Raw genomic sequence first — 22,268 nt, forward strand, 5'->3', positions numbered from 1 at the left:
CGCGTCAGAACAGGGTGGTCAGCACCACGCCGCCGACGATCGCGATGCCCGCCAGGATCTGACGCAGTTTCAGCGTCTCCCGGAACAGGCGATGTCCGGCCATGGCGGCGATCGGCGCTTCGATGATGCCCAGCGCGCGGACCGGGGCCGCCGGGGACAGGGCCAGCGCAACGAACCATCCCGCCGAGGCGCAGGCCCCGCACAGCCCCGCGCCCAACGAGGGCCGCCAGCGGCGCAGCACCTCCGCCAGCACCGCCGGATCGCGCCACGCCAGATAGAGGCCGAGTGCGACCGTCTGCATCGCCTGCACCACAGCGACGCACACCAGCGCGGCGAAGATCGGATGCACCGGGTCGAGCGCCAGCGCGGCATGGCGAAAGGCGTTGAGCGAGAAGCCGAAGAACAGCCCCGAGGCCAGGCCCAGCGCCGCTCCGATCAGCGACCCGCGCCGCTGGTCGGGCGCGGGCCAGGACAGAGCGACCAGCCCGGCGGTCGTGATCGCTACCCCGGCCCAGGCAATGCCGCTGATCCGGTCATGATAGACGATCAGGCCGAGCAGCGCGGCGAGCGGCAAGGAGCTTTGCTGGAGCGCGGTGCCCACCGCGAACCCGGCGCGGTCCATGGCGGCGAGCAGCGCGGCGGTCGCCAGCACCTGCGACGCGGCCCCGACCGTGGCCGACAGCCAGAAGGCACCGCCCCAATGCAGGTCGACGCCCGGCATCACGCTATGCGCCACCGCGACGAACAGCAACGAGAAGGGCAGCCCGAACAGGAAACGCACCAGCGTCGCACCCCAGGGCCCGGAAGAGGACATGACGCCGCGTTGCAGCGCGTTGCGGCCGACCTGGAAGACCGAGGCGGCGATGGTGGCGGGGATCCAGAGCAGGTTGGCCATGAGCCGCTCCTACGCCGTCATGTTGCGCCTGCGAAGGGGTTTGTCGCCCGGCCCGCGCGGAACGCGGGCGGGGGCGATGTCGTTGATGGGCATCATGATGGTTATCGGATGCCTGTCGCTGATCATCCTGCCGCTGCTCGGCTTCGTGATCGGCGGCTATTATGGTGGCGTCGCCATCGGTATCTGGGCGGCACTGGCGGGCCTCGGCCTGGCGATCCTGGCCTGTGTCGTCCCGATCGTGGCGCTGATCAAGGCGCGGCCGTCGCGGTGAGAATCACCTGACCGGAATGCCAAAAGGGCGGCCCGTTGCCGGACCGCCCCTTCGTGCCTTGGCAAGTCCCCGGATGGCATGGGCCATCCAGGGCAGTCGCCATTAGCGCTTCGAGAACTGGAAGCTGCGACGCGCCTTCGCGCGGCCATACTTCTTACGCTCGACGGCGCGGCTGTCGCGGGTCAGGAAGCCAGCGGCCTTGACCGGAGCGCGCAGAACCGGCTCGTACTTGGTCAGCGCCTGGCTGATGCCGTGCTTGACCGCACCGGCCTGGCCCGACAGACCGCCACCCTTGACGGTGCAGACGACGTCATACTGACCTTCGCGTTCGGTGATGCCGAACACCTGGTTGATGACGAGACGCAGCGTCGGACGCGCGAAATAGACTTCCTGGTCACGACCGTTGATCGTGATCTTGCCCGAACCCGGCTTCAGCCAGACGCGAGCGACGGCGTCCTTACGACGGCCGGTCGCATAGGCGCGGCCGAACTTGTCCAGTTCCTGCTGACGCAGCGGGGTGGTGTTGACGCGCTCGACGGGAGCGGCGGGGGCTTCACCGGCGACGGCGGCGGGCTGCGCCGAAGCGGCGGCGGCCTGCTGGTTCAGCGTGGCGCCGAGATCGGCGAGCGACTGGCGGTTGTCGGACATTATGCGCCCACCTTGTTCTTGCGGTTCATGCTCGCGATGTCGAGCACCTCGGGGTTCTGCGCGGCGTGCGGATGCTCGGTGCCGGCGAAGATGCGCAGGTTGCGCATCTGCTGGCGGCCCAGCGGACCACGGGGGATCATGCGCTCGACGGCCTTTTCCAGGACGCGCTCGGGGAAGCGGCCTTCCAGGACCTTGGCGGCGGTGATGCCCTTGATACCACCGGCGTAACCGGTGTGCTTATAGTACACCTTCTGGCCCAGCTTGTTGCCGGTGAAGCGCACCTTGTCCGCGTTGATGACGATGACATTGTCACCGCAATCGACGTGCGGGGTGAACGACGGCTTGTGCTTGCCGCGCAGGATGTTCGCGATGATGGTGGCGGCGCGGCCGACAACCAGGCCGTCGGCGTCGACGATATGCCACTTCTTCTCCACCTCGTGCGGCTTGGCCGCCTTGGTGGTCTTCATGAGCGCCTTCATGGGCGTGAGACCTTTCGGTTTGAAATGCAACACGCCGCCCTTTGTCTCGGGCGGCGCGGACGAGTGGCCAATGCTGGAGGTGCCCCAAAAAGTCAAGCAAAGCGCGGCTTTGCTGACGGGTATTATAATACCTTGAGGACGCCGGGGTGGCTGCCCAGCCGGTGCGCGGCGGCGGTCGCGGCGATCAGCAGCAGCGCGGCATTGGCTTGGTGCGTCACCGCGATGTCGATCTGGACACCCGACAGCAGCGTGGCGATGCCCAGCCCGATCTGTACGACGACCAGCACGATCACCAGCCAGCCTGCGCGAAGGGCACCGGCGCGGATCGCGCGCGCCGCCATCAGCACGAGCATCGCCGCCGCCGCAAAGGCGAACCAGCGATGGATGAACTGGACGACGACCGGATTGTCGAAAGCGTTGGCGATGGCGGGCGTCATCATCGGCGTGCCTGCGGGGAACCAGGCATCGCCCATCAGCGGCCAGCTGGAAAAGGCATAGCCCGCATCCAGCCCGGCGGTCAGCGCGCCGAACATCAGCTGCACGAACAGCAGGACGAGCGCGCCCGCGCCCAGCGCGGTCAGTCGTGCCGGAGCCGCCAACCGGTTGCGATGGAGGGCCGCCAGATCGAGCGCGGTCCAGACGATCCCCGCCAGGATGAACAGTGCGGTCAGCAGATGGACGGTCAACCGGATATGGCTGACATCGGTCCGCTCGACCAGGCCCGACGCTACCATCCACCATCCGATCGCGCCCTGCAGGCCGCCCAGCGCCAGCAGCGCGACCAGGCGCGGCTTGTACCCGGCCGGGATCGCCTTCCTCGCCCAGAACCAGATCAGTGGCAGGGCAAAGGCCATGCCGATCACCCGAGCCAGCGCGCGGTGCAGATATTCCCAGAAGAAGATCGCCTTGAACCCGGCGAGTGTCATGTCGCGGTTGAAGGTCCAATATTCGGGGATGCGCTTGTAATTGGCGAACTCCGCCTGCCACTGCGCCTCGGTCAGCGGGGGGACGATGCCGGTGATCGGCTTCCATTCGGTGATCGACAGCCCGCTATTGGTCAGGCGGGTGATGCCGCCCACGATCACCATCGTCACGATCAGCCCCGCCACGGCGAACAGCCAGCGGGCAATGGCGCGGGGGCGGGCGGTGATCATGAAGGCGGGGCTCGGCTGCAACATGATGCCATCATAGGAAGCGGCGGCGGCGGCGGATAGTGGACCGAATGCCCTGTTTGCGAAAGGATGCGCGCACCGGCATGACGGCGGACCTTGCTCCCCGTGTCGCCACCACCTAAATCAACGCCATGGCGCATGCGCATCAACATCAGGAACCCGAAGGCGCCGATCTGGCCGTCGCTGCGAAAGCCACGCTGGAACGCGCGGGCGAACAATGGACGTCGATGCGCGCCAGCGTGTTCGAGGCACTGGCCGGGTTCGAAAAGCCCGCCAGCGCCTATGACATCGCCGATGCCATGTCGAAGGCGCAGGGGCGGCGGGTCGCTGCGAACAGCGTCTATCGCATCCTCGACCTGTTCGTCGGCGCCAATCTCGCCCGCCGGGTGGAAAGCGCCAACGCCTATGTCGCCAATGCGCATCCCGACTGCCTGCACGACTGCATCTTCCTGGTGTGCGACAAATGCGGGCAGACGATGCATATCGACGACGATCACCTGACCGGCGCGGTGCGCGATGCGGCGCGCGGCGCGGGGTTCCGTCCCGAGCGTCCGGTGATCGAGGTGCGCGGCCGCTGCGCGGACTGCGCCAAGGACTGATCCGGCTCGCTGCTCAGCGCAGCATCAGCCAGCCCAGTCCGGTCAGCAGCGCCAGCGCGTAGAGCCCGCCCTGCGTGCGCATCAGATAGGCCGCCCCCAGCACCCCCGCCGCCGCCAGCGCGCAGGTGGTCGCCGGGCGCGTGCCGATCCGTTCCAGGATCAGGACCCCGCCGACCAGATTGGTACCCGCATGGACCGCGATCCACAGATAGGACGGAAGCACGCCGATCGACCCCAGCAGCGGCATCTTGATGGTGGCATAGCCGCGCATCGTGGTGGGAAACAGATCGGCCGCCAGGTGGAATCCGATCCCGAAACCCAGCCCCGCCGCCACCGGCCATGTCCGGGGATCGAGCATCGCGATATAAAGCGGCAGCACGCTGTGCACCACCGCGCTGCGATGCTGGAGCCGCAACGGGCTGTCGAGATCGGGAAAGGTCGTGCCCGATGCCGTCGCCAGCGCGACCGTCGCGACCATGATCCAGGGCCCGCCTCCCCCGGCGAATGCCAGAATTACCGCCAGGAGAAGAAACAGGGAGGCTGCCATCCGTGGCGGCTACCCATTTGTACCCCTTTTGTCCAGCGCGTCGAATCGGCCGCGACTCGGCGGATTACAGCCATTTTCCCATGCGGATCAGCGGCACCGTGACCCCCTCGACCGGCGCGGACCGGACGGGCGCGATCGCCGCATAGCCGCAGGCCTGGTAGAGCGGTTCGCCGGCCAGCGTCGCCATCATCTCCACCGAGCGGAAGCCCGCCGCCCGCGCGGCCCCCTCGCACCGCGCCAGGATCGCCCGACCCAGGCCCCGACGAACGAAATCCGGGTCGGTGTACATCGCGCGGATACGCGCGGGCTGGGTCGTCGGATCGAGCAGCTTGGCGTCGCGCGGCGGCTCCATCCGCCACATCCCGCCAGCCGCTCCTCGCATTCGGCCAGCAGATAGGTGCCGTCGGCGACCAATTGCGTGTCGAGCCCCATGACCGAGCGGCTGGCGCGAATTTCGGCCGGGGAAAGAAATCCGTGCTGAAGCGTTGCGATGGCGCGGTCCATCAGGACCGCAATGGGTTCGAGGTCCTTTGGTTCGGCCCGGCGAAAGGTAAACATGTCCCGTTTCTGGCGCGATGACCGCAGACGTCCATCAAGATCCGGCCGACGGTTGCAATCGACACCACCGATTTGCTGCGATAAGCCGGTGTGATGGCAGATATTCCTCAGACCCCGTTGCTTGACACGGTCCACACTCCCGACGATCTGCGTCGACTGGCTCCCGAACAGTTGCGACAACTCGCCGACGAGCTGCGAACCGAGACGATTTCGGCGGTGGGCACGACCGGCGGGCATCTCGGCTCGGGGCTGGGCGTGGTCGAGCTGACGGTCGCGCTCCATTATGTGTTCGACACGCCCGCCGACCGGCTGGTGTGGGACGTCGGGCACCAATGCTATCCGCACAAGATCCTGACCGGGCGGCGCGAGCGTATCCGCACCATCCGCCAGGGGGGTGGCCTGTCGGGTTTCACCAAGCGGACCGAAAGCGAATATGATCCGTTCGGCGCGGCGCACAGCTCGACCTCGATCTCGGCGGCGCTGGGCTTTGCGGTGGCGAACAAGCTGGCGGGAACGCCGGGCAAGGGCATCGCGGTGATCGGTGACGGCGCGATGTCGGCGGGCATGGCCTATGAGGCGATGAACAATGCCGAGCAGGCGGGCAATCGCCTGATCGTCATCCTGAACGACAACGACATGTCGATCGCGCCGCCGGTCGGCGGCCTGTCGGCCTATCTGTCGCGCATGGTGTCGAGCCGCGAGTTCCTGGGCGTGCGCGACGTGCTCAAGAAGCTCGCCAAGCGCTTCCCGCGTCCCATCCAGAAGGCGGCGCGCAAGACCGACGAATTCGCGCGTGGCATGACCATGGGCGGCACGCTGTTCGAGGAGCTGGGCTTCTACTATGTCGGCCCGATCGACGGTCACAATCTCGACCATCTGATCCCGGTGCTGGAGAATGTCCGCGACGCCGAGGAAGGCCCGATCCTGATCCACGTCGTCACCAAGAAGGGCAAGGGCTATGCCCCGGCGGAGGCGGCGGCGGACAAATATCACGGCGTCCAGAAGTTCGACGTCATCACCGGCGCCCAGGCCAAGGCGCCGCCGGGACCGCCCGCCTATCAGAACGTCTTCGGCGAGGCGCTGGCCCGCGAGGCGGCGACCGATCCGACCATCTGCGCGATCACCGCGGCCATGCCGTCGGGCACCGGGCTGGACAAGTTCGCCGTCACCTATCCCGACCGCTTCTTCGATGTCGGCATCGCCGAACAGCATGCGGTGACCTTCGCGGCGGGGCTCGCCGCGCAGGGGATGCGGCCCTTCTGCGCCATCTATTCGACCTTCCTCCAGCGCGCCTATGACCAGGTGGTCCATGACGTCGCGATCCAGAACCTGCCGGTCCGCTTCGCGATCGACCGCGCCGGACTGGTCGGAGCGGACGGGGCGACCCATGCGGGCTCGTTCGACGTCACCTATCTCGCCAGCCTGCCCAACATGGTCGTGATGGCCGCCGCCGACGAGGCGGAGCTAGTCCATATGGTCCATACCTGCGTCCAGCACGACAGCGGCCCGATCGCGGTCCGCTATCCGCGCGGCAATGGCGTTGGCGTGGCGCTGCCCGAGACGCCGCAGCTGCTGGAGATCGGCAAGGGCCGCGTCGTGCGCGAGGGCAAGAAGGTCGCGATCCTGTCGCTCGGCACCCGCCTGGCTGAGGCGCTGCGCGCCGCCGACACGCTGGAGGCCAAGGGGCTGTCGACTTCGGTCGCCGACCTGCGCTTCGCCAAGCCGCTCGACGAGGCACTGATCCGCCGGATGCTGACCACGCATGAGGTGGCGGTGACGATCGAGGAGAATGCGATCGGCGGCCTGGGCGCGCATGTCCTGACCATGGCCTCGGACGAGGGGCTGATCGACGGCGGGTTGAAGCTGCGCACCATGCGCCTGCCCGATATCTTCCAGGATCAGGACAAGCCCGAGGTGCAATATGCGCAGGCCGGGCTCGATGCCGATGCGATCGTCGAGACGGTGTTGAAGGCGCTGCGCCACAACAGCACCCATGTCACCGAAGGCGCGCGGGCGTGATCCGGGGATGGACCGCCGTCATCGTCTTCACGACGCTGGCGGTGGTCATGATGGTGGGCGTGAATGTCCGCATGTGGCGTCGGATGAAAGCTGCCACCGCGGCGGCGAAGGCGGATGCCGAGCGGGAAGGGGAAGGAGATAGGGTTGATCGGGGCGAGCCCGCTTCGACCTGACCCGGACCTTCGTTCGGCGTCAGGGCAGTCGAAGGCCGAGGACATTCCCTGTTTTAGCCGTTCCCCGGCGAAGGCCGGGGCCCAGTTTCCATGCCACCGCGATGGCGCGGGTAATTGGCGTGGGAGGCTATGCGACCGATCGGCTTTGCCTCCCACTTACCGTCTTTACTTCCTCTCGGCGTCGCCGAAACTGGGCCCCGGCCTTCGCCGGGGTACGCCGAGTGGTGAGGTTTTCCCTTGGCCCTCGACTTCGCTCAGGCTGAACGGGGCGGGGGAGTAACTGAACGGTGCGGGGGAGCGGGTGGCCACAATCCCGTCAGCCCGTTCACGCTGAACGCAGTCGAAGCGTGCGCCACGCCACCCGCCGTCAGGACCGCCCCAGATAATGCGCCTGCGCCGCGTCGGTCGCGTTCACCGCCAGCACCGCGCGCGCCTCAGAGGGGGGTAAGGGCCCCGAAGGCGTCGGCCGGTCCATGCCGCTCGCCGCGATCACCCGGCCGAGCAGCTCTTGGCCTTCCTGCCACCAGCCCAGGCCGCTGGCGGCATTGATATGCCCCTGATGCCCGGCATCGACGAAGTGGCTGCCCCAGTCGACCGCCAGGCTGTGCGCCCGCTCGATCGAGATCCAGGGATCGTCCTGGCTGGCGACCAGGATCGAGGGGAAGGGGAGCGGGGTGCGCGGGCTGGGTGCGAAGCCCTTCAGGCTGTCGGGCGCGTCCGGCCGATCGACATCGGCGGGCGCCACCAGCAACGCGCCGGCGACCGGCCAGCCATAGGGTTGCGGCGACAATTCCGCCCACCACGCCACCGCCAGGCAACCCAGCGAATGCGCCGCCAGGATCACCGGCGCCTGCGCCTGCCGGATCGCCTCGTCCAGCCGCGTCACCCAGGCGTTGCGGTGCGGGGTCGACCACATGCCCAGCTCGACCCGGATCGTGTCGGGCCGCGCCTCTTCCCACAAACTCTGCCAGTGCGATCGGCCCGACCCACCCAGGCCGGGGACGGTGAGGACGGTCGGCTTGCGCGCCTCATAGGATGCGAACGAACCCATATGGCATCTCCTTGGCTCAGGGCCGGGTTGCCGGTGGAGCGATGGGCATCGATCCCACGACTCCCGATCCTTGGCATCAACATATTCCTATCAATCTAATAGGCAATAGGCTTTCCGCCGGACGGATCGCGGCTTGCGACGGACGGAGGCGCGGGATAGGGGCGCTTATGGCCAAGCAGCGTGTCGACCAGATGCTCGTGGATCGCGGACTCGTGGAATCGCGTTCGCGCGCCCAGGCGATGATCATGGCGGGGCTGGTCTTTTCGGGCGAAACGAAGATCGCCAAGCCGGGCCAGCAGCTGCCCGAGGATGCCGCGCTCGACGTGCGTGGGCGCGATCACCCATGGGTCTCGCGCGGCGGCATCAAGCTGGCGCATGGCCTCGACCATTTCGGCTGGGACGTGGGCGGGGTGGTGGCGATCGATGTCGGGTCCTCGACCGGCGGCTTTACCGACGTCCTGCTGCAAAAGGGCGCGGCAAAGGTCTATGCGGTGGACAGCGGCACCAACCAGCTTGCCTGGTCGCTGCGCCAGGACCCGCGCGTCATCGTCCATGAACAGACCAGCGCGCGCATCCTGACCGAGGTGCACATCCCCGAGTCGGTCGACATGATCGTGTGCGACGCCAGCTTCATCGGCCTGGCCAAGGTGCTGGAGCGCCCACTGAGCTTTGCCGGGCCCGAGGCGCGACTGCTCGCCCTGATCAAGCCGCAGTTCGAGGCGGGGCGCGACGAGGTCGGCAAGGGCGGGGTGGTCCGCGATCCCGCGGTGCACCAGCGGGTGTGCGAGGCGGTCGTCGCCTGGCTGACCGGCATCGGCTGGCACGTCGTCGGCGTGACGCCCAGTCCGATCACCGGGCCGGAGGGGAATATCGAGTTTCTGGTCGCCGCATCCCGAAATTGAACGGTGCTGTGACGCATTCGCGGCAGCTTTTCGTTTACTGTTGTGTGGCACTGCGGCAGACCGACCGCCATCATGGGAAGAGAGGCACGCTTGGGCACGATCGCATCAAAGGAACAGTTGCGGATGTCGTTCCTGCGCTGGGCCATCGTGATCGTGCCGCTGATCCTGCTGCTGGGCTTCGCCTCGGGCCGCGCGGTGCCCTCGGGCAGCGAGAATCTCTGGTATCAGGCGCTGACCAAGCCCGAACTCAATCCGCCCGGCTGGGTCTTTCCGGTCGTCTGGACGATGCTCTACATCATGATCGGGCTGGCGCTGGCGATGATCGTCCATGCGCGCGGCGCGCGGGGGCGGGGCGTGGCGATCGGCCTGTTCGTCGTCCAGTTCGCGCTGAACCTCGCCTGGACGCCGTTGTTCTTCGGCGCGCATCTGGTCGATATCGCATTGTTCGTGATCGTCGCGATCCTGGCCGTCTCGATCGCCACGACCTTCGCCTTTGCCCGTATCCGGCGCGGCGCGGCGTGGCTGATGCTGCCCTATCTGGTATGGCTTTCGTTCGCGGGCGTGCTCAACTGGCGGATCGGTCAGCTCAATCCAAATGCGGAAAGCCTTGTGCCGCGCGCCCAGACGTCCCAAATGCTGTGAAACGATTTTTGGGAATTTGATCATGCAGGCCGACAACAAGCTGTTCGACGATTTCGCCAAGGTGATGAACGGCCTGGCCGGCACCGTGGCGGGCATGGGGCGTGAGGCGGAAGCCAGCGCCCGTTCGCGCGCGCGCGAATGGATCGGCGGGCTCGACTTCGTCAGCCGCGAGGAGTTCGAGGTCGCCAAGGCGATGGCCGTCGCCGCGCGGGACGAGGCCGATGCGCTGAAGGCACGGCTCGACGCGCTGGAAGCCCGGCTGGCGAGCGCGCCCGTGACCGGGGCGGAATCCTGATCCCGACGGATAACATCGGTTCGCTGCCTGTCCCCAGCGGGCGGGCAGCTATCCACAGTTTTCGTGGGGTCGCTGCTTGCGGCGGGGCCGGACAGGGTGCACCCTGTCACGGTCTGGTTTTGTTCGCAGGAAGCCACGATGCTTGAATCGCACGATCACGAAACCGAGGAATCGGCGCCCATCGATATGCTGGAGGCGTATTTCGCCGCGCATGGGTGGGAGCATGAGCGCCATGACGAAGAGATCGTCGCGACGGTCAAGGGCAGCTGGGCCAGCTATGAGCTGCGCGCGCTGTGGCGCGATGACGACAGCGTGCTGCAATTCCTGGCCTTTCCCGACATCAAGGTGACCGAGGATCGCCGCGCCAGCATCTATGAGGCGCTGGCGCTGGTCAACGAACAGCTGTGGATCGGCCATTTCGAGCTTTGGTCGAACAGCGGCATCCTGCTCTACCGGCACGCGGCGATGGTCGATGGCGGGGACGAGGGCACCATCTCGCTGTCCGCCACCGAATTGCTGGTCGAATCGGCCATCGAGGAATGCGAGCGTTTCTATCCCGTGTTCCAGTTCGTCCTCTGGGGCGGCAAGACCCCGCGCGAGGCCCTGGCCGCCGCGCTGATCGAGACGCAGGGCGAAGCCTGAGGAGCTGGGACGTGAGCGGTTTTCCCGACGGGCCGATCTGGCTGATCGGTTGCGGCAACATGGCGGGCGCGATGCTCCGCCGCTGGCTCTCCGCGGGGCTGGATCCCGCCCAGGTCACGGTGATTACCCGAAGCGGAACGCGCGCGCCCGATGGCGTCCGCTCGCTGACCGCGCTGCCGACCGACGAGCGACCGGCGACCTTGATGCTGGGGTTCAAGCCGCAGCAGCTTGACGATATCGCGCCGACCTTGGCGCATCTGCGCCCCCGGCTGCTTTTCTCGATCCTGGCCGGGGTCGAGGAACGGGCGCTGGCGGAGCGCATTCCGGCGGACGCGGTCGTCCGGATGATGCCCAATCTGCCGGTGGCGATCGGGCAGGGGGTCACGGCGCTCTTCACCCGCTCGAACGATCCGGCCGTCCGCGCGGCGGCCGAGGCGCTCGCCCGGCCGCTCGGCCTGGCGCCATGGGTCGAGGATGAGGGGCAGTTCGACGCGGTCACCGCGCTGGCCGGATGTGGCCCGGCCTTCGTGTTCCGCTTCATCGATTCCATCGCGCAGGCGGGCGTGGCGCTCGGGCTTGATCCCGATCTCGCCCGGCAGCTGGCGCTGGCGACGGTCGACGGGGCAGGGGCCATGGCGATCGGTGCCGATGCGTCACCCGCCGTCCTTGCCGATCGGGTCGCCAGTCCCGGCGGTTCGACCCGCGAAGGGCTCAATGTGCTGGATGCCGGGAATGCGCTCCAGCGGCTGATGGCCGACACGCTTGCGGCGTCGGAACGGCGCAATCGGGAAATGGCGGCGGCGGCGCGGCGCTGATCTGGGGTTCACGCGAAGGCGCGAAGCCTCGCTCGCAACGCCTCCGCGCGAACCGAAATCAGCCGTCGTTGGAACGCAGTTCCTCGATCCGGGCGCGCTCATTCTCGGGGATGAACCCCTCCAGCACCGTCCAGAACCCGGTCACCGCCTGCTGCCCCGCGCGGGCATAGGCCTTGGCCAGCTTTTCGCGCAACGCGTCGAACAGCTCGGCCTCCATGGCCGCACCGGCCGGGGTCAGCCGCAGCAGCCTTTGCCGCCGGTCGCGGTCGCCGGGCCGCGTCTCCACCAGGTCGCGGCTCGCCAGTTCATTGAGCACGCGCCCCAGCGATTGCTTGGTGATGGCCAGGAGCGACAACAGCTCGCTGACCGTCATGTCGGGCCGCCGCGCCATGAAATAGAGCGCGCGGTGATGCGCGCGCCCCAGCCCTTGCGCGGCCAGGCCACGATCGATGGATCGCACGAGGTGGCTATTGCCGAAATACAGCAATTCCATACCCCTGCGGAGTTCGGGTTCACGAAGAAACTGTGCCGATGCGGACTGGTTCGAGGCAGCCATGTTGACCCGTCTACTCACAGCGCCTAGGCCACGGCAACCCAAAACAGAGAGTTGATCATGGAAGCGCATCAATCCCTTACGTTTCGGTTCGATCCTAGCCAGACCCCGGTCGAGGCGAGCGAGCGGACGGCGCGTTTGGTCGATCCCGGTTTCGGGCGCGTTTTCACCGATCACATGGCCCTGATCCGCTATAGCGACGACAAGGGCTGGCACGACGCGCAGATTACCGCGCGCGTGCCGCTTCAGGTCGATCCGGCCGCCTCGGTCCTGCATTATGCGCAGGAGATATTCGAGGGGATGAAGGCCTATCGCCTGGCCGATGGCGGCACCGCGCTGTTCCGGCCCGAGGCCAATGCCCGCCGCTTCCAGGATTCGGCGCGGCGCATGGCGATGCCCGAACTGCCCGAGGGCCTGTTCCTGGAATCGGTCGAGCGATTGGTCGAGGTGGAGCGCAACTGGATTCCCGAGCAGGACGGCGGTGCGCTCTATCTGCGCCCCTTCATGTTCGCCAGCGAGGTCTTCCTGGGCGTGAAGCCCTCGTCCGAATATCTCTACATGGTCATCGCCTCGTCGGTGGGCGCCTATTTCAAGGGCGGCGCGCCCGCCGTGTCGATCTGGGTCAGCCAGGGCTATACCCGCGCTGCGCCGGGCGGCACGGGCGCGGCCAAGTGCGGCGGCAATTACGCGGCCAGCCTGCTCGCCCAGAAGGAAGCGATCGCCAATGGTTGCGACCAGGTGGTGTTCCTCGACGCGGTCGAGCGCCGCTGGGTCGAGGAACTGGGCGGCATGAACGTCTTCTTTGTGTTCGATGACGGCAGCTTGGTGACGCCGCCGCTGACCGGCACGATCCTGCCCGGCATCACCCGCGATTCGATCCTGACCATCGCGCGCGCGCAGGGCCTGACCGTGCGCGAGGAGCCCTATGCCATCGACCAGTGGCGCGCCGACGCCGCCAGCGGTCGCCTGGTCGAGGCGTTCGCCTGCGGCACCGCCGCCGTCGTCACTCCGATCGGTAGCGTTGCGGAGCCCGCGGGCCGCTTCACCATCGGCAGCGGCGGTCCCGGCCAGCTGACGACCCGCCTGCGCGACCAGCTGGTATCGATCCAGCGCGGCCAGGCCCCCGATCCGCATGGCTGGATGCGCCGCCTGGGCTGACGATTTTGTCGCAATAAAGGCTTTTCAAGAACGGCGCGCCCGGTATAAGGCGCGCCTCTCCACTGGGGCGTCGCCAAGCGGTAAGGCAACGGTTTTTGGTACCGTCATACGCAGGTTCGAATCCTGCCGCCCCAGCCAGTCACTGATTGCCCCAGCTAAGGGGACCAAAAACTGCGGTTTTCGGTAGCTTAGCGGGGCTTCAACCATCGCAGTGGCGTCAACTGACGCCAGTCGATGGAGCCAGTCCCTGATGCCAGCGATCGAGAACGTCACCCGCCGCAGCGCGGTCTATTGGTGGCGTCGAAGGCTGCGTTTGGCGCCCGCGAGCGCAAATCCTATAACCGTTGTGACGATGGTCAGCCTTCTGACGAAGGATCAGCCGGTCGCGCGTCGACGCGCGGTCGCGATGACCGGGCGGAGCGAGGCGGTACGGATGAGCCTGTACGAAAAGATCGAGCGTGACGGCCTGACCGCGGAACAGGCCAGTGCGGTGTTCCAGGAGGAGATGGTCCGCTACAGGAACATGCTTGCCTATCAGCACCAGTCGATCCAACAGGACGGCGAAGGAGATGTCGCGGAACGCTTCGCGCAAATGCGGGCCATCTATGGCGCGGTGAACCGCGATTTTGCCGCCAACGGCTTCGGCGATTTTCTGGGGATCGATTATGTCGGCGGTTTCGATCGCCGCTTCGCCGACTTGGACGACGAAGCGCGCGGCCACCTCTACGCGATGCTCGGTCGAGCGCCTGACCTGCCGGAGCATCTGCTGAACGAAGCGCGCGACCTGTTGCGTCGTGTCGGTATCGACGACTCTGGCGACCGGAGTGAGACGGCCCGTCAGATCATGTGCCAGGCGCGAGTTGCCGCCGCAGCCTCGTTCGCCGATCCAGCGTTGCAGGACATGGCCAATCGGATGGCCATCGCGGCGGCGATCATGCGGCCGCTCGGCGTGGTGACTTCTTCACCTTTACAAGCCGTGACTCCGGCAGCCGCTGCGATGTCCGCGCCAACCGCAGCGAATGTCGCGGCGGATCCTGAGCAATGGGATGAGGAGGACGGGGAGGACGAGAAAGCCGAACGGCAGCGCTATGCGCGCATGACCCCGTTGGAGGTCGTCGAGGCGTATATGAGCCTCAAGCCAAAGGCCCGAGGACGCGTCGCAACGGCCAAAGCGGGCGTTAACAGGTCAAAGTCGCAGGCTAAGACCTGGGGCGACAGCCAACGGCGTCAGTTCAAGGCCGCGGCCTTCCTGTTCGGCAAGTCGAACGGCGGCAAACCCTTGGCGCGAACCAAGCCGGAGGACCTTGCCGAGTTCTATGACCAGCTCAACCGCATGCCTTCCACGCATCACAAGTCGGCAAGGCACGAGACGATGACAATCAAGGAGATTTGCGATGAAACCGCCGACCGGGTAGTTGAGGCGGAAAAGAACAACGAACCCATCACCTTCACGATCGGATTGGATGTCGGTACGATCAACAGGCACTTTGCCAACCTGAAAAAGCTGTGCACTTGGCTTGCCAGCAAGACGACCATGCGGGCGCTCGATTTCTCCGACTACATTCTCGTGGAAGAGGAGCGCGACGAACGGACGGAGCGTGATCCCTACACCATCCAGCAGGGTCAGGAACTGTTCGCGCTGAGGATCTGGACCGGCAGCCTGACGCTGGAGGACCGGTTCGCAAAGGGCAGTGGCGGCCGGATCTGGCATGATGCGGCCTATTGGGTCATGCCGATCGTCTGGTACTCGGGAATGCGGCGCGAGGAAGCGTGCAAGCTGCTCGTCGAGGACATCGACGAGGAAGATGGCGTCCCCTATTTCGACATTCGCAATACCCGTGCCGGGCGGGTCAAGACCGCCAAGAGCACTCGGAAGGTTCCCATCTGCGCGGAACTTCGCCGGCTCGGCCTGCTGGACTACGTCGCCGCGATGCGGGCGGCGGGCGAAGAATATCTCTTTCCGGAAATCGTGCCCGGCAAGGGCGGCCGACCGTTGGGCGATGTGTTCTTCAACACCATCTGGCTGAAGATCAAGCCGCTGTTGACGCTCATCAAGCCGGGCCAGGCGGTGCATAGCGGTCGACACATGGTCAGCACCGAGCTGAAGGCTTTGCAGACCTTCGAAGAGACGCGGGCCGACCTCCTCGGGCAGCAGATCGGCGGCGAAAATGCCGTTCGCTATGCGGGAGCGACGCGGCTGGAGATCCTGGCGGATGTCGTGGACCGCCTGCCCATCGTCACCGGCCATCTGCCGTCGCCCGAAACCATCAACCTTCTTCCGAAGCATCTGCGCTGTGCGCGCCCGACGCGTCAGTCGGCGGGCCGGAGGACGCGAGGCTGACAGGCGCGGTTACAGGACGGAAATCAGCGCAGCCCCATCCGATCCATCTTCTTGAGCAGACCGACGCGCGACAGGCCCAGTTCGCGCGCCGTATGGGTGTGGTTGTGCCCGGTACGTTGGAGCGCCTCGACGATGCGACGGCGTTCCAGAGCGGCGATTTCCTCTTCAAGGCTTTGGGGAACGGCGGGGGCGACGTTTTCTGGAGGGGCGTCGCCGACCGCGAAGGCGAGGTCGGCCGCAGTGACGATCGTGCCAGCCGCGCCCGGGATCGCTAGCGCGGCGGCGCATTCGACGGCCGCGCGCAATTCGCGGACGTTACCGGGCCATGCCCTGACAGCCAACCAATCCAGCGCGTCCGGCGAGAAGCTGGCCCGGCCTTCGCTCGCCCGCTGCAGGAATAGGCGGGCGAGCAACGGCACATCGGTCGCCCGCTCGGCCAGCGATGGTGTGCGCAGGACGACACCCTTGAGTCGGTAGAACAGGTCTTCGCGAAAATTGCCCTCCGCCACGGCAGCGGCAAGGTCGCGATGCGTCGCCGCCACGATGCGGACTTCGGCCTCGCGCGGAGCGCGGGCACCGATGGGCTGGTAGCTGCCGTCGTTGAGGAAGCGCAGCAGCTTGACCTGCATCGCGGCGGGCATCTCGCCGATCTCATCGAGGAACAGCGTGCCGCCATGCGCTGTCTCGATCAGGCCAGGCCGGTCGGCGGTCGCGCCGGTGAAGCTGCCCTTCAGATGCCCGAACAGCTCGCTTTCCAGCAACTCGGCCGGAACCGCGCCGCAATGGATCGTCACCAGCGGCCGCGCGGCGCGGGGCGAGGCGGCATGGATTGCACGCGCGACCAGTTCTTTGCCCGTGCCGCTCGGCCCCAGCACCAGCGCTGGGAGGCGGGTCGGCGCCACGCGGCGGATCAGGTCGCGCAACCCCGCCATCGCCGTTGATGTGCCGACGAGCCCCATATCCTCCTCGGCCCCGGCTTGCGCCCGCAGGGCGGCCACCTCGCGCGCAAGCCGCGCCCGCTCCAGCGCACGGGCGACGACGACGCGCAGCATGTCGGGATCGACTGGTTTGGCGAGGAAATCCCAAGCCCCGGCCTCGACCGCCTTCAGCGCCAGCGGATGGTCGGCATGGCCGGTCATCACCACCACCGCGGCGGGCGCGAAGGAGGGGATCAGCGCCAGCCCTGCCGCCGGGTCGTGATGCGGCGGCATGGCGAGGTCGAGCAGGACCAGATCGACCGGCTTGGCCTTGAACGCCGCCACCGCCGCGTCGCCATCGCCGACGACCTCCACGGCATGGCCAAGCCCGCGCAACCACGCGCCGGTCAGCCGCTGGAAGGCGGGTTCGTCATCGGCGAGCAGGATCATCGGGATGCTCCGAAGGTGAGGCGGAAACAGGTCGACCAGCCGGGTCGCTCGGCCAAGGTGACCGAGCCGCCATGCGCCTCCATGATTCGCCGGACGATGGCGAGGCCGAGGCCGGTGCCGCCGGGGCGGCGCGAGACGAACGGGCGGAACAGGCTGCCCGAGATTTCGGGCGGGATCCCGGGGCCGTTGTCGCAGATGTCGATCGTGACCGGCGGCCCGACCTCCGCGAAGATGGCAACGCGCGTGCCGAGCGCGCGGCCGTTGTCGACGAGGTTGGTGAGTGCACGCAGCAGCGCGTGGCGGTCCGCCGCCACCGTCAGGCTGTCCGGGACATGGACCTCCACGCCCAATGACGTGACAAGGTCCGCCACGATCAGCGGCTGCGGCATGATCGTCCAAGCGCGGGCATAATCGAGGATGTCGGTGACGAGGTGATTCATCCGCGCCACCTGCTCGCCGATCTCGGTGCGCACGTCGGGCGGCGCGCCGGTTGCTGCCATCTGGACGATTCCGAGCGGATTGCGCAGGTCGTGCGCGACCGTCGTCGCCAGCGCACCGAGTTCCGCCAGCCGCGCCTCCCGCTCCGCCACGACCAACCGGCGGGCGACGGTCAGGCGGCGGGCGCTCTCCGTCACCAGTCCGGCGAAGCGCTCGGCGACGTGCCGCGTGGCGATCGGCGCGTCGTCCCAGCCGGTGAGGGTCACCGTCTCGCCGTCGACCGACAACGTCGGGCCATCCGCCGGCAGGCTCAAGCGCTGTAGAAGGAGCGATCGCGCCGTCTCGCCCAATGCTGCTTCGTCGGTCGGTTCCGCCAATCGGTCCCGCCATTCGGCTAGGTCCGCCTCGCTGATCCGCCCGCCCGGAAAGACGATCCGGTCGGCCAGTCGTTTCAACGGCGCAAGGATCGCGAGTCCCAGGGCCAGCGTCGCGGCCAGCGCCGCCCAGGTGGCGAACAGCCCCGCGGGACGCCCGGCCAGCGTCAGCGGCAGGGAGGCGATCAGCGCGCTCGCCGCGCTCGCGCCGGCGACGAGTAATAGCCATACCAGCCCCCGGCGCGCCCACACATCCGCGGCCATGAAGCGGTGCCGCACGATGCCATAGACCAGTGCGACCGAGTAGAAGGGCAGCAGCAGGACCGGCCAGGGATAGGCGTCGATCCCCAGCGCCGGAAAGGCGAAGCCGGTCAGCGCGACGAGCCCGATCAGGCTGGAGACGAACACCGCGCCCGCCTGCCGGCGGTGCTGGCCGTCCTGCTCGCGCCACGTCTGCGCCAGCCGCAGATGCCCGGCGATCGACAGCATGGCTGCAACCGCCAGCACGCACCAGCCGATCGTCGAGGGCACGAACATGCCCGAGAATTCGCGCCACGGCACGACCGCGCCGACCCCGAAGATCAGCCCGATCAGCGTCGTAAAGGCTGCGGTCGCATAGGCCGCGATGGCGACGGGCCGCAACGCGCCGCATAGCGCAAAGGCGAAGGCCAGATGGACGAACCCCGCCGCTGGCAGCGGCGACAATGCGATCAGCGTGGTCGTCACCGGCCCGGCGGCCGGGCCGAGAACGGCGGGCAGGACCTGCGCGATGCTCCACAGGGCGACGCCCAGCAGGAACACCGCCAGCAGCGTCGATCCCGGCACGACCCTGACACGAACCGCTACGAACAGCGCCAGCAGCGCGCTGGCGATCGCGGTTAGCGAAAGTGCGCCGATATAGGCGAAGAGGCCAACAGCTATATCCATCGTTGACAGCATCGCAGCATCTTCCGTTCACGGTGTAAACATCATGCGCCGGCCCGAACGGCGAAAAGCACGAATTTCCGTCGATCCTGGCAATTGGCATGCCATTCGCAATGCTCCTCCCGAGCCGGGCGATCGTCGCCCGGCAACTGAAGGGAGATCGAACCATGTTGCTGCCGATCGCAGCTCTGCTGCTGACCTATGCGCTGACCGCGCTCATCTCTTTGCTCGCTGCCGTCGTGCTGTGGCGGCCTCTGGCAATCCTGCTCGCCGAGCTCTGCGGAACGGAGGAGCGGTCACGCTTCTGGACGGTGTGGTCGACCGTGATGATGGTCGTGACCCCGATGCTGTTCGTGTCCTGGCGGGGCGTGACCACGGAGCCGACGCAACTGGTGCAGGGCACGATGACCAGTGCGCTGCTTGGTGTCCTGATGGCGCTGGCCGGCATGGGCATGGCGGTGTGGAGCCGCAGCCCTCGCGCCGATGCCTGACGGGAGCGAGACGTCATGCATGTCCTGATCGTCGCCGCGAGCGGCTTTATTGGGCGGCACCTTGCCGCCCGGCTGGTGGCGGAGGGCGTCCGCGTCACCGCCGCCGGCCGCGCGCCGGATCGCTTGGGGCGGCGCCTGCCGGGGGCGGCGGCGATCCGCTGCGACCTTGCCACCAACGGGTTGGAGGACTGGCGCGAGCGGCTGGCGGGCGTCGACGCGGTGGTCAACTGCGCTGGGCTGTTCGGTGACGAACGGGGCTATGCGCGCGTCCATGCCGGTGGGGCGATCGCGTTGTTCGACGCCTGCCGCGCCGCCGGAGTTGGTCGCGTGCTCCAAATTTCCGCTTTGGGTGCGGCGGCCGATGCCCCCAGCGCCTATCACCGCAGCAAGGCCGCCGCCGACGATCATCTGGCGGGGATGGGGGACGCGTTCGGCTGGGCGATCGTCCGGCCGTCGCTCGTTATCGGCCAAGGCGGGCAGAGTAGCGCGCTGTTCACCACGCTCGCCGCGCTGCCGGTCACGCCGGACCTCGGTCGCGCCGATGGCTTGGTTCAGCCGATCCATGTCGACGATCTGGTCGAGATACTGGTCCGCCTGCTTCATGCCCCGCTGCCGATGGCCGCGCGGATCGATGCGGTCGGGCCGGAACCGATGACCACTGCGGCGTTGGTGACGATCCTGCGAAGCTGGCTCGGCCTGCCGGACACGATGCGCGTCACGATGCCGCGCTGGATGATCGCGGGGGCCGCTCGCCTCAGCATCGGGCCGGTGACGCGCGAAGGCATGGCGATGCTGGCGGCTGGAAACACGGCGCCGGTCGAGCCGCTGATCGCCATGACCGGCTTTCGACCGGCAACGATGGCACGCGCCTTGGCCCGCCGCCCGGCGAACGGGGACGATCTGCGGACGGCACGGCTTGCCTTTGTCGCGCCGGTCTTGCGCGTCGCGCTCGCGCTGGTCTGGTTCGCCGGGGGAGCGATACCGTTGTTCGTCATCCCGGCGGCGACGAACATGGCATGGCTCGCACGGGCCGGCCTGTCAGGCGGCATGGCGACGACCGCGTTATGGGCAGGCGCGCTGGCCGACATTGCCATCGGAGCCGCGCTCCTGCTGAGGATACGCGGCGCGGCGCTCGCCGGTATCGCCCTTATGGCGACCTACACGCTGATCCTGACCCATATCGCGCCCGAACTCTGGGCCGATCCCTTCGGCCCGCTCGCCAAGAACATCGCCGTCCTCGCCCTGTCGCTCGCCGTCAACGCGCTGGAGACCCGTCATGGCTGATTATCTGCTGCTGAAAACCGTCCATATCCTCAGCTCGACCCTGTTGTTCGGCACCGGGCTCGGCACGGCCTTCCATGGCTGGATGGCGAACCGCTCCGGCGACGCGGGCGCGCGGCGGGTGGTCAATCGCAACGTCGTCCTCGCCGACTGGCTGTTCACGACCCCCGCCGTCATCGTTCAGCCGGTGACCGGGGTGTGGCTCGCGCAACTCGCGGGCTTTCCGCTGACGACCGGCTGGCTAGCGACGTCGATCGCGCTCTATCTGATGGTCGGAGCCTGCTGGTTGCCGGTGGTCGGCATCCAGATCCAGATGCGCCGCATCGCTGACGCCACCCCGTCCGACATGCCGCTACCGGCGCGCTATTTCCAGCTGTCGCGGATGTGGTTCCTGCTCGGCTGGCCGGCGTTTATCGGGGTGATCGTCATCTTCTGGCTGATGGTGACCAAACCGGAGTTCGTGTGGTGACCCAGCCCCTGTTCCGTCGTCTCCTCGGCAGCACGATCAATGACCTATCACCCGTGCTGCGCGATGCGCATGATAGTCGGATGGACCAGCGCTGGCGCGGCGTAGCGCAGGTCGAGACGCACCCGAACCCGCTAGCCCGGCTGCTCTGCCTGATGATGCGTCTCCCCGCGCCGGGGACCGCCATTCCAGTGACGGTGCAATTCGAGCGGCGCGGTAGCGCCGAGCACTGGCACCGCGATTTCGCCGGACGTCGCTACCACAGCACGCTCGTCGAGCGCGACGGGTTGATGATCGAACGGATGGGCATGGCGACCAACATCTTCCGCGTGTCGGTGGAGGACGGCGCACTCCGGTTGGACCTGATCGGCTTCAGGTTCCTCGGCGTCCCGCTGCCTTCCACCCTGCGCCCGCATTGTCACGCCCGCGAACATGGAAACGACGGGTGCTATGTCTTGGACGTGCCCGTCGACCTCTGGCCCTTCGGCCGGATCATCCGCTACACCGGCCGGATGGAGCGGATCGATGACTGACGGCCCCATCATCCTGTTCGACGCGCAATGTGTCCTGTGCTCGGCCAATGCCCAGTTCATCCTACGCCACGATCGCCGGCACCGTTTCCGACTGGCGGCGATGCAGGGTGCAGCCGGTGCGGCGCTGTTCCGTCGGCACGGGATAGACCCGACCGATCCCGACACGATCCTCGTTGTCGATGGCGATAATGTCCTGCGAGACAGTGACGCGGTGATCGCAATCTACACCGGCCTGGGCTGGCCGTGGCGCATCGCGGGTGCGGCCCGCCTGTTACCGCACTGGTTGCGCGACGGGGCCTACCGATGGATCGCCCGCAATCGCTATCGCCTGTTCGGCAGGCGGTCGACTTGCTGGCTTCCAGCGCCGAAGGATGTCGGCCGGGTTCTACCTTAGCCGCATAATGCGAGTCGCTTCGCAGAGGGAGCGGCCGGGCAATCTATCCTGACCGCACGACAGCAACTTGAGCGAAACCGGGAGGGGTGTTTCGTTCGTGTTGCTCTGGACCGAAGCGAAGGCGACCGGGCTTGGGACAAACTCGTCGTTCCCATGCAGAAGGTTGAGCATCCGCTCTTGTCAAAAGTGGACGTTCAGCGCTTGTTCGCGCGGCTTAGCAATCAGTCGAGTTATTATGTC

Annotated in this window: 26 protein-coding genes and 1 tRNA gene; 17 read left to right on the forward strand and 10 right to left on the reverse strand. The window is 67.3% G+C overall.

Translation table 11 applies throughout. The features are described 5' to 3' along the window. Positions 1–4 precede the first annotated feature (4 nt). A complete protein-coding gene (locus ACFX59_RS09625; RefSeq protein ID WP_387431904.1) occupies positions 5–895 on the reverse strand; it encodes a DMT family transporter in 891 nt (296 codons plus the stop codon). A gap of 94 nt (positions 896–989) precedes the next feature. Between ACFX59_RS09625 and ACFX59_RS09630 the strand changes: the two genes are divergently transcribed. After that, positions 990–1,166 (forward strand): hypothetical protein, encoded by a 177-nt coding sequence (locus tag ACFX59_RS09630; RefSeq protein WP_387431907.1) that lies wholly within the window; start codon positions 990–992, stop codon positions 1,164–1,166. A gap of 102 nt (positions 1,167–1,268) precedes the next feature. On the opposite strand, the gene rpsI is transcribed toward ACFX59_RS09630, so the two are convergent. From rpsI to ACFX59_RS09645, 3 genes are all read right to left on the reverse strand, one after another. Then, positions 1,269–1,814, reverse strand: a complete 546-nt coding sequence (rpsI, locus tag ACFX59_RS09635; protein WP_309694698.1) for a 30S ribosomal protein S9 — start codon at positions 1,812–1,814, stop codon at positions 1,269–1,271. After that, a complete protein-coding gene (gene rplM / locus ACFX59_RS09640; protein WP_037568175.1) occupies positions 1,814–2,293 on the reverse strand; it encodes a 50S ribosomal protein L13 in 480 nt (159 codons plus the stop codon). The genes rpsI and rplM overlap by 1 nt, the downstream gene beginning before the upstream one ends. A 122-nt stretch (positions 2,294–2,415) precedes the next feature. Next, entirely contained in the window at positions 2,416–3,471 is a 1,056-nt protein-coding gene (locus tag ACFX59_RS09645) for a COX15/CtaA family protein (RefSeq protein WP_387431911.1), read from the reverse strand. A 125-nt stretch (positions 3,472–3,596) separates the two neighbouring features. Between ACFX59_RS09645 and ACFX59_RS09650 the strand changes: the two genes are divergently transcribed. Continuing rightward, positions 3,597–4,064 (forward strand): Fur family transcriptional regulator, encoded by a 468-nt coding sequence (locus tag ACFX59_RS09650; protein ID WP_307098104.1) that lies wholly within the window; start codon positions 3,597–3,599, stop codon positions 4,062–4,064. A gap of 13 nt (positions 4,065–4,077) precedes the next feature. Here the strand turns inward: ACFX59_RS09650 and ACFX59_RS09655 are convergent, their stop codons facing one another. Further along, on the reverse strand, positions 4,078–4,611 hold the full coding sequence (locus ACFX59_RS09655) for a hypothetical protein (protein ID WP_387431914.1): 534 nt from the start codon (positions 4,609–4,611) through the stop codon (positions 4,078–4,080). A gap of 64 nt (positions 4,612–4,675) precedes the next feature. Further along, on the reverse strand, positions 4,676–4,963 hold the full coding sequence (locus tag ACFX59_RS09660; RefSeq protein WP_387431917.1) for a GNAT family N-acetyltransferase: 288 nt from the start codon (positions 4,961–4,963) through the stop codon (positions 4,676–4,678). 299 nt (positions 4,964–5,262) lie between these two features. Here ACFX59_RS09660 and dxs point away from each other — a divergent pair, with 299 nt between their 5' ends. Continuing rightward, positions 5,263–7,188, forward strand: a complete 1,926-nt coding sequence (gene dxs, locus ACFX59_RS09665) for a 1-deoxy-D-xylulose-5-phosphate synthase (protein ID WP_387431920.1) — start codon at positions 5,263–5,265, stop codon at positions 7,186–7,188. Then, positions 7,185–7,361 (forward strand): hypothetical protein, encoded by a 177-nt coding sequence (locus ACFX59_RS09670; RefSeq protein WP_354293551.1) that lies wholly within the window; start codon positions 7,185–7,187, stop codon positions 7,359–7,361. Before dxs ends, ACFX59_RS09670 begins: the two co-directional genes overlap by 4 nt. A gap of 367 nt (positions 7,362–7,728) precedes the next feature. Here the strand turns inward: ACFX59_RS09670 and ACFX59_RS09675 are convergent, their stop codons facing one another. After that, the gene (locus tag ACFX59_RS09675) at positions 7,729–8,412 is read right to left on the reverse strand and encodes an alpha/beta hydrolase (protein ID WP_307098115.1); all 684 of its coding nucleotides are present in this window, start codon (positions 8,410–8,412) and stop codon (positions 7,729–7,731) included. Between the two features lie 167 nt (positions 8,413–8,579). Between ACFX59_RS09675 and ACFX59_RS09680 the strand changes: the two genes are divergently transcribed. The 5 genes from ACFX59_RS09680 (at position 8,580) to proC (ending at position 11,708) form a co-directional block, all read left to right on the forward strand. Further along, positions 8,580–9,314 carry a TlyA family RNA methyltransferase gene (locus ACFX59_RS09680; protein WP_387431923.1) on the forward strand — a complete coding sequence of 245 codons (735 nt, stop codon included), beginning with the start codon at positions 8,580–8,582 and terminating at the stop codon, positions 9,312–9,314. A 123-nt stretch (positions 9,315–9,437) separates the two neighbouring features. After that, positions 9,438–9,956, forward strand: coding sequence for a TspO/MBR family protein (locus ACFX59_RS09685; protein WP_387431925.1), 519 nt, complete (start codon positions 9,438–9,440; stop codon positions 9,954–9,956). 22 nt (positions 9,957–9,978) lie between these two features. After that, positions 9,979–10,251 (forward strand): accessory factor UbiK family protein, encoded by a 273-nt coding sequence (locus ACFX59_RS09690; RefSeq protein WP_307098121.1) that lies wholly within the window; start codon positions 9,979–9,981, stop codon positions 10,249–10,251. A gap of 138 nt (positions 10,252–10,389) precedes the next feature. After that, positions 10,390–10,893, forward strand: a complete 504-nt coding sequence (locus ACFX59_RS09695) for a YbjN domain-containing protein (protein WP_307098123.1) — start codon at positions 10,390–10,392, stop codon at positions 10,891–10,893. An 11-nt stretch (positions 10,894–10,904) separates the two neighbouring features. Further along, positions 10,905–11,708 carry a pyrroline-5-carboxylate reductase gene (proC, locus tag ACFX59_RS09700; protein WP_387431928.1) on the forward strand — a complete coding sequence of 268 codons (804 nt, stop codon included), beginning with the start codon at positions 10,905–10,907 and terminating at the stop codon, positions 11,706–11,708. 58 nt (positions 11,709–11,766) lie between these two features. Here the strand turns inward: proC and ACFX59_RS09705 are convergent, their stop codons facing one another. Then, on the reverse strand, positions 11,767–12,264 hold the full coding sequence (locus ACFX59_RS09705; protein WP_307099192.1) for a helix-turn-helix domain-containing protein: 498 nt from the start codon (positions 12,262–12,264) through the stop codon (positions 11,767–11,769). A 57-nt stretch (positions 12,265–12,321) separates the two neighbouring features. On the opposite strand from ACFX59_RS09705, the gene ACFX59_RS09710 reads away from it, so the two are divergent. The 3 genes from ACFX59_RS09710 (at position 12,322) to ACFX59_RS09720 (ending at position 15,760) form a co-directional block, all read left to right on the forward strand. Then, positions 12,322–13,419 (forward strand): branched-chain amino acid aminotransferase, encoded by a 1,098-nt coding sequence (locus ACFX59_RS09710; protein WP_387431930.1) that lies wholly within the window; start codon positions 12,322–12,324, stop codon positions 13,417–13,419. Between the two features lie 63 nt (positions 13,420–13,482). Continuing rightward, a tRNA-Gln gene (locus ACFX59_RS09715) sits at positions 13,483–13,557 on the forward strand. Positions 13,558–13,669: 112 nt separating this feature from the next. Then, positions 13,670–15,760: an integrase gene (locus ACFX59_RS09720; RefSeq protein ID WP_387431933.1), complete on the forward strand. Its 2,091-nt coding sequence runs from the start codon at positions 13,670–13,672 to the stop codon at positions 15,758–15,760. 23 nt (positions 15,761–15,783) lie between these two features. Here ACFX59_RS09720 and ACFX59_RS09725 read toward each other — a convergent pair whose 3' ends face one another. Further along, a complete protein-coding gene (locus ACFX59_RS09725) occupies positions 15,784–17,127 on the reverse strand; it encodes a sigma-54-dependent transcriptional regulator (protein ID WP_387431936.1) in 1,344 nt (447 codons plus the stop codon). Then, positions 17,124–18,866, reverse strand: a complete 1,743-nt coding sequence (locus ACFX59_RS09730) for an ATP-binding protein (RefSeq protein WP_387431939.1) — start codon at positions 18,864–18,866, stop codon at positions 17,124–17,126. Before ACFX59_RS09730 ends, ACFX59_RS09725 begins: the two co-directional genes overlap by 4 nt. A gap of 164 nt (positions 18,867–19,030) precedes the next feature. Between ACFX59_RS09730 and ACFX59_RS09735 the strand changes: the two genes are divergently transcribed. The 5 genes from ACFX59_RS09735 to ACFX59_RS09755 are packed head-to-tail and all read left to right on the forward strand — an operon-like array spanning position 19,031 to position 22,028. Then, on the forward strand, positions 19,031–19,354 hold the full coding sequence (locus ACFX59_RS09735) for a hypothetical protein (protein ID WP_387431941.1): 324 nt from the start codon (positions 19,031–19,033) through the stop codon (positions 19,352–19,354). A gap of 15 nt (positions 19,355–19,369) precedes the next feature. Continuing rightward, positions 19,370–20,638, forward strand: coding sequence for an SDR family oxidoreductase (locus ACFX59_RS09740; RefSeq protein WP_387431944.1), 1,269 nt, complete (start codon positions 19,370–19,372; stop codon positions 20,636–20,638). Beyond that, the gene (locus ACFX59_RS09745; protein WP_387431947.1) at positions 20,631–21,104 is read left to right on the forward strand and encodes a DUF2269 family protein; all 474 of its coding nucleotides are present in this window, start codon (positions 20,631–20,633) and stop codon (positions 21,102–21,104) included. The genes ACFX59_RS09740 and ACFX59_RS09745 overlap by 8 nt, the downstream gene beginning before the upstream one ends. Beyond that, positions 21,101–21,634, forward strand: coding sequence for a DUF4166 domain-containing protein (locus tag ACFX59_RS09750; protein WP_387431949.1), 534 nt, complete (start codon positions 21,101–21,103; stop codon positions 21,632–21,634). Before ACFX59_RS09745 ends, ACFX59_RS09750 begins: the two co-directional genes overlap by 4 nt. After that, complete coding sequence (locus ACFX59_RS09755; RefSeq protein WP_387431951.1) at positions 21,627–22,028, forward strand: thiol-disulfide oxidoreductase DCC family protein; 402 nt, start codon at positions 21,627–21,629, stop codon at positions 22,026–22,028. Before ACFX59_RS09750 ends, ACFX59_RS09755 begins: the two co-directional genes overlap by 8 nt. The last annotated feature ends 240 nt before the right edge of the window (positions 22,029–22,268 follow it).

Source organism: Sphingomonas sp. NCPPB 2930, assembly GCF_042867205.1.
GTDB lineage: Bacteria > Pseudomonadota > Alphaproteobacteria > Sphingomonadales > Sphingomonadaceae > Sphingomonas.

Excerpts from the sequence above, each read along its gene's own strand:
- ACFX59_RS09625 (WP_387431904.1), bottom strand. The coding sequence starts at position 895 with ATGGCCAACCTGCTCTGGATCCCCGCCACCATCGCCGCCTCGGTCTTC.
- ACFX59_RS09630 (WP_387431907.1), top strand. The coding sequence starts at position 990 with ATGATGGTTATCGGATGCCTGTCGCTGATCATCCTGCCGCTGCTCGGC.
- rpsI (WP_309694698.1), bottom strand. The coding sequence starts at position 1,814 with ATGTCCGACAACCGCCAGTCGCTCGCCGATCTCGGCGCCACGCTGAAC.
- rplM (WP_037568175.1), bottom strand. The coding sequence starts at position 2,293 with ATGAAGGCGCTCATGAAGACCACCAAGGCGGCCAAGCCGCACGAGGTG.
- ACFX59_RS09645 (WP_387431911.1), bottom strand. The coding sequence starts at position 3,471 with ATGTTGCAGCCGAGCCCCGCCTTCATGATCACCGCCCGCCCCCGCGCC.
- ACFX59_RS09650 (WP_307098104.1), top strand. The coding sequence starts at position 3,597 with ATGGCGCATGCGCATCAACATCAGGAACCCGAAGGCGCCGATCTGGCC.
- ACFX59_RS09655 (WP_387431914.1), bottom strand. The coding sequence starts at position 4,611 with ATGGCAGCCTCCCTGTTTCTTCTCCTGGCGGTAATTCTGGCATTCGCC.
- ACFX59_RS09660 (WP_387431917.1), bottom strand. The coding sequence starts at position 4,963 with ATGGAGCCGCCGCGCGACGCCAAGCTGCTCGATCCGACGACCCAGCCC.
- dxs (WP_387431920.1), top strand. The coding sequence starts at position 5,263 with ATGGCAGATATTCCTCAGACCCCGTTGCTTGACACGGTCCACACTCCC.
- ACFX59_RS09675 (WP_307098115.1), bottom strand. The coding sequence starts at position 8,412 with ATGGGTTCGTTCGCATCCTATGAGGCGCGCAAGCCGACCGTCCTCACC.
- ACFX59_RS09680 (WP_387431923.1), top strand. The coding sequence starts at position 8,580 with ATGGCCAAGCAGCGTGTCGACCAGATGCTCGTGGATCGCGGACTCGTG.
- ACFX59_RS09685 (WP_387431925.1), top strand. The coding sequence starts at position 9,438 with ATGTCGTTCCTGCGCTGGGCCATCGTGATCGTGCCGCTGATCCTGCTG.
- ACFX59_RS09690 (WP_307098121.1), top strand. The coding sequence starts at position 9,979 with ATGCAGGCCGACAACAAGCTGTTCGACGATTTCGCCAAGGTGATGAAC.
- ACFX59_RS09695 (WP_307098123.1), top strand. The coding sequence starts at position 10,390 with ATGCTTGAATCGCACGATCACGAAACCGAGGAATCGGCGCCCATCGAT.
- ACFX59_RS09705 (WP_307099192.1), bottom strand. The coding sequence starts at position 12,264 with ATGGCTGCCTCGAACCAGTCCGCATCGGCACAGTTTCTTCGTGAACCC.
- ACFX59_RS09710 (WP_387431930.1), top strand. The coding sequence starts at position 12,322 with ATGGAAGCGCATCAATCCCTTACGTTTCGGTTCGATCCTAGCCAGACC.
- ACFX59_RS09720 (WP_387431933.1), top strand. The coding sequence starts at position 13,670 with ATGCCAGCGATCGAGAACGTCACCCGCCGCAGCGCGGTCTATTGGTGG.
- ACFX59_RS09725 (WP_387431936.1), bottom strand. The coding sequence starts at position 17,127 with ATGATCCTGCTCGCCGATGACGAACCCGCCTTCCAGCGGCTGACCGGC.
- ACFX59_RS09730 (WP_387431939.1), bottom strand. The coding sequence starts at position 18,866 with ATGGATATAGCTGTTGGCCTCTTCGCCTATATCGGCGCACTTTCGCTA.
- ACFX59_RS09735 (WP_387431941.1), top strand. The coding sequence starts at position 19,031 with ATGTTGCTGCCGATCGCAGCTCTGCTGCTGACCTATGCGCTGACCGCG.
- ACFX59_RS09740 (WP_387431944.1), top strand. The coding sequence starts at position 19,370 with ATGCATGTCCTGATCGTCGCCGCGAGCGGCTTTATTGGGCGGCACCTT.
- ACFX59_RS09745 (WP_387431947.1), top strand. The coding sequence starts at position 20,631 with ATGGCTGATTATCTGCTGCTGAAAACCGTCCATATCCTCAGCTCGACC.
- ACFX59_RS09755 (WP_387431951.1), top strand. The coding sequence starts at position 21,627 with ATGACTGACGGCCCCATCATCCTGTTCGACGCGCAATGTGTCCTGTGC.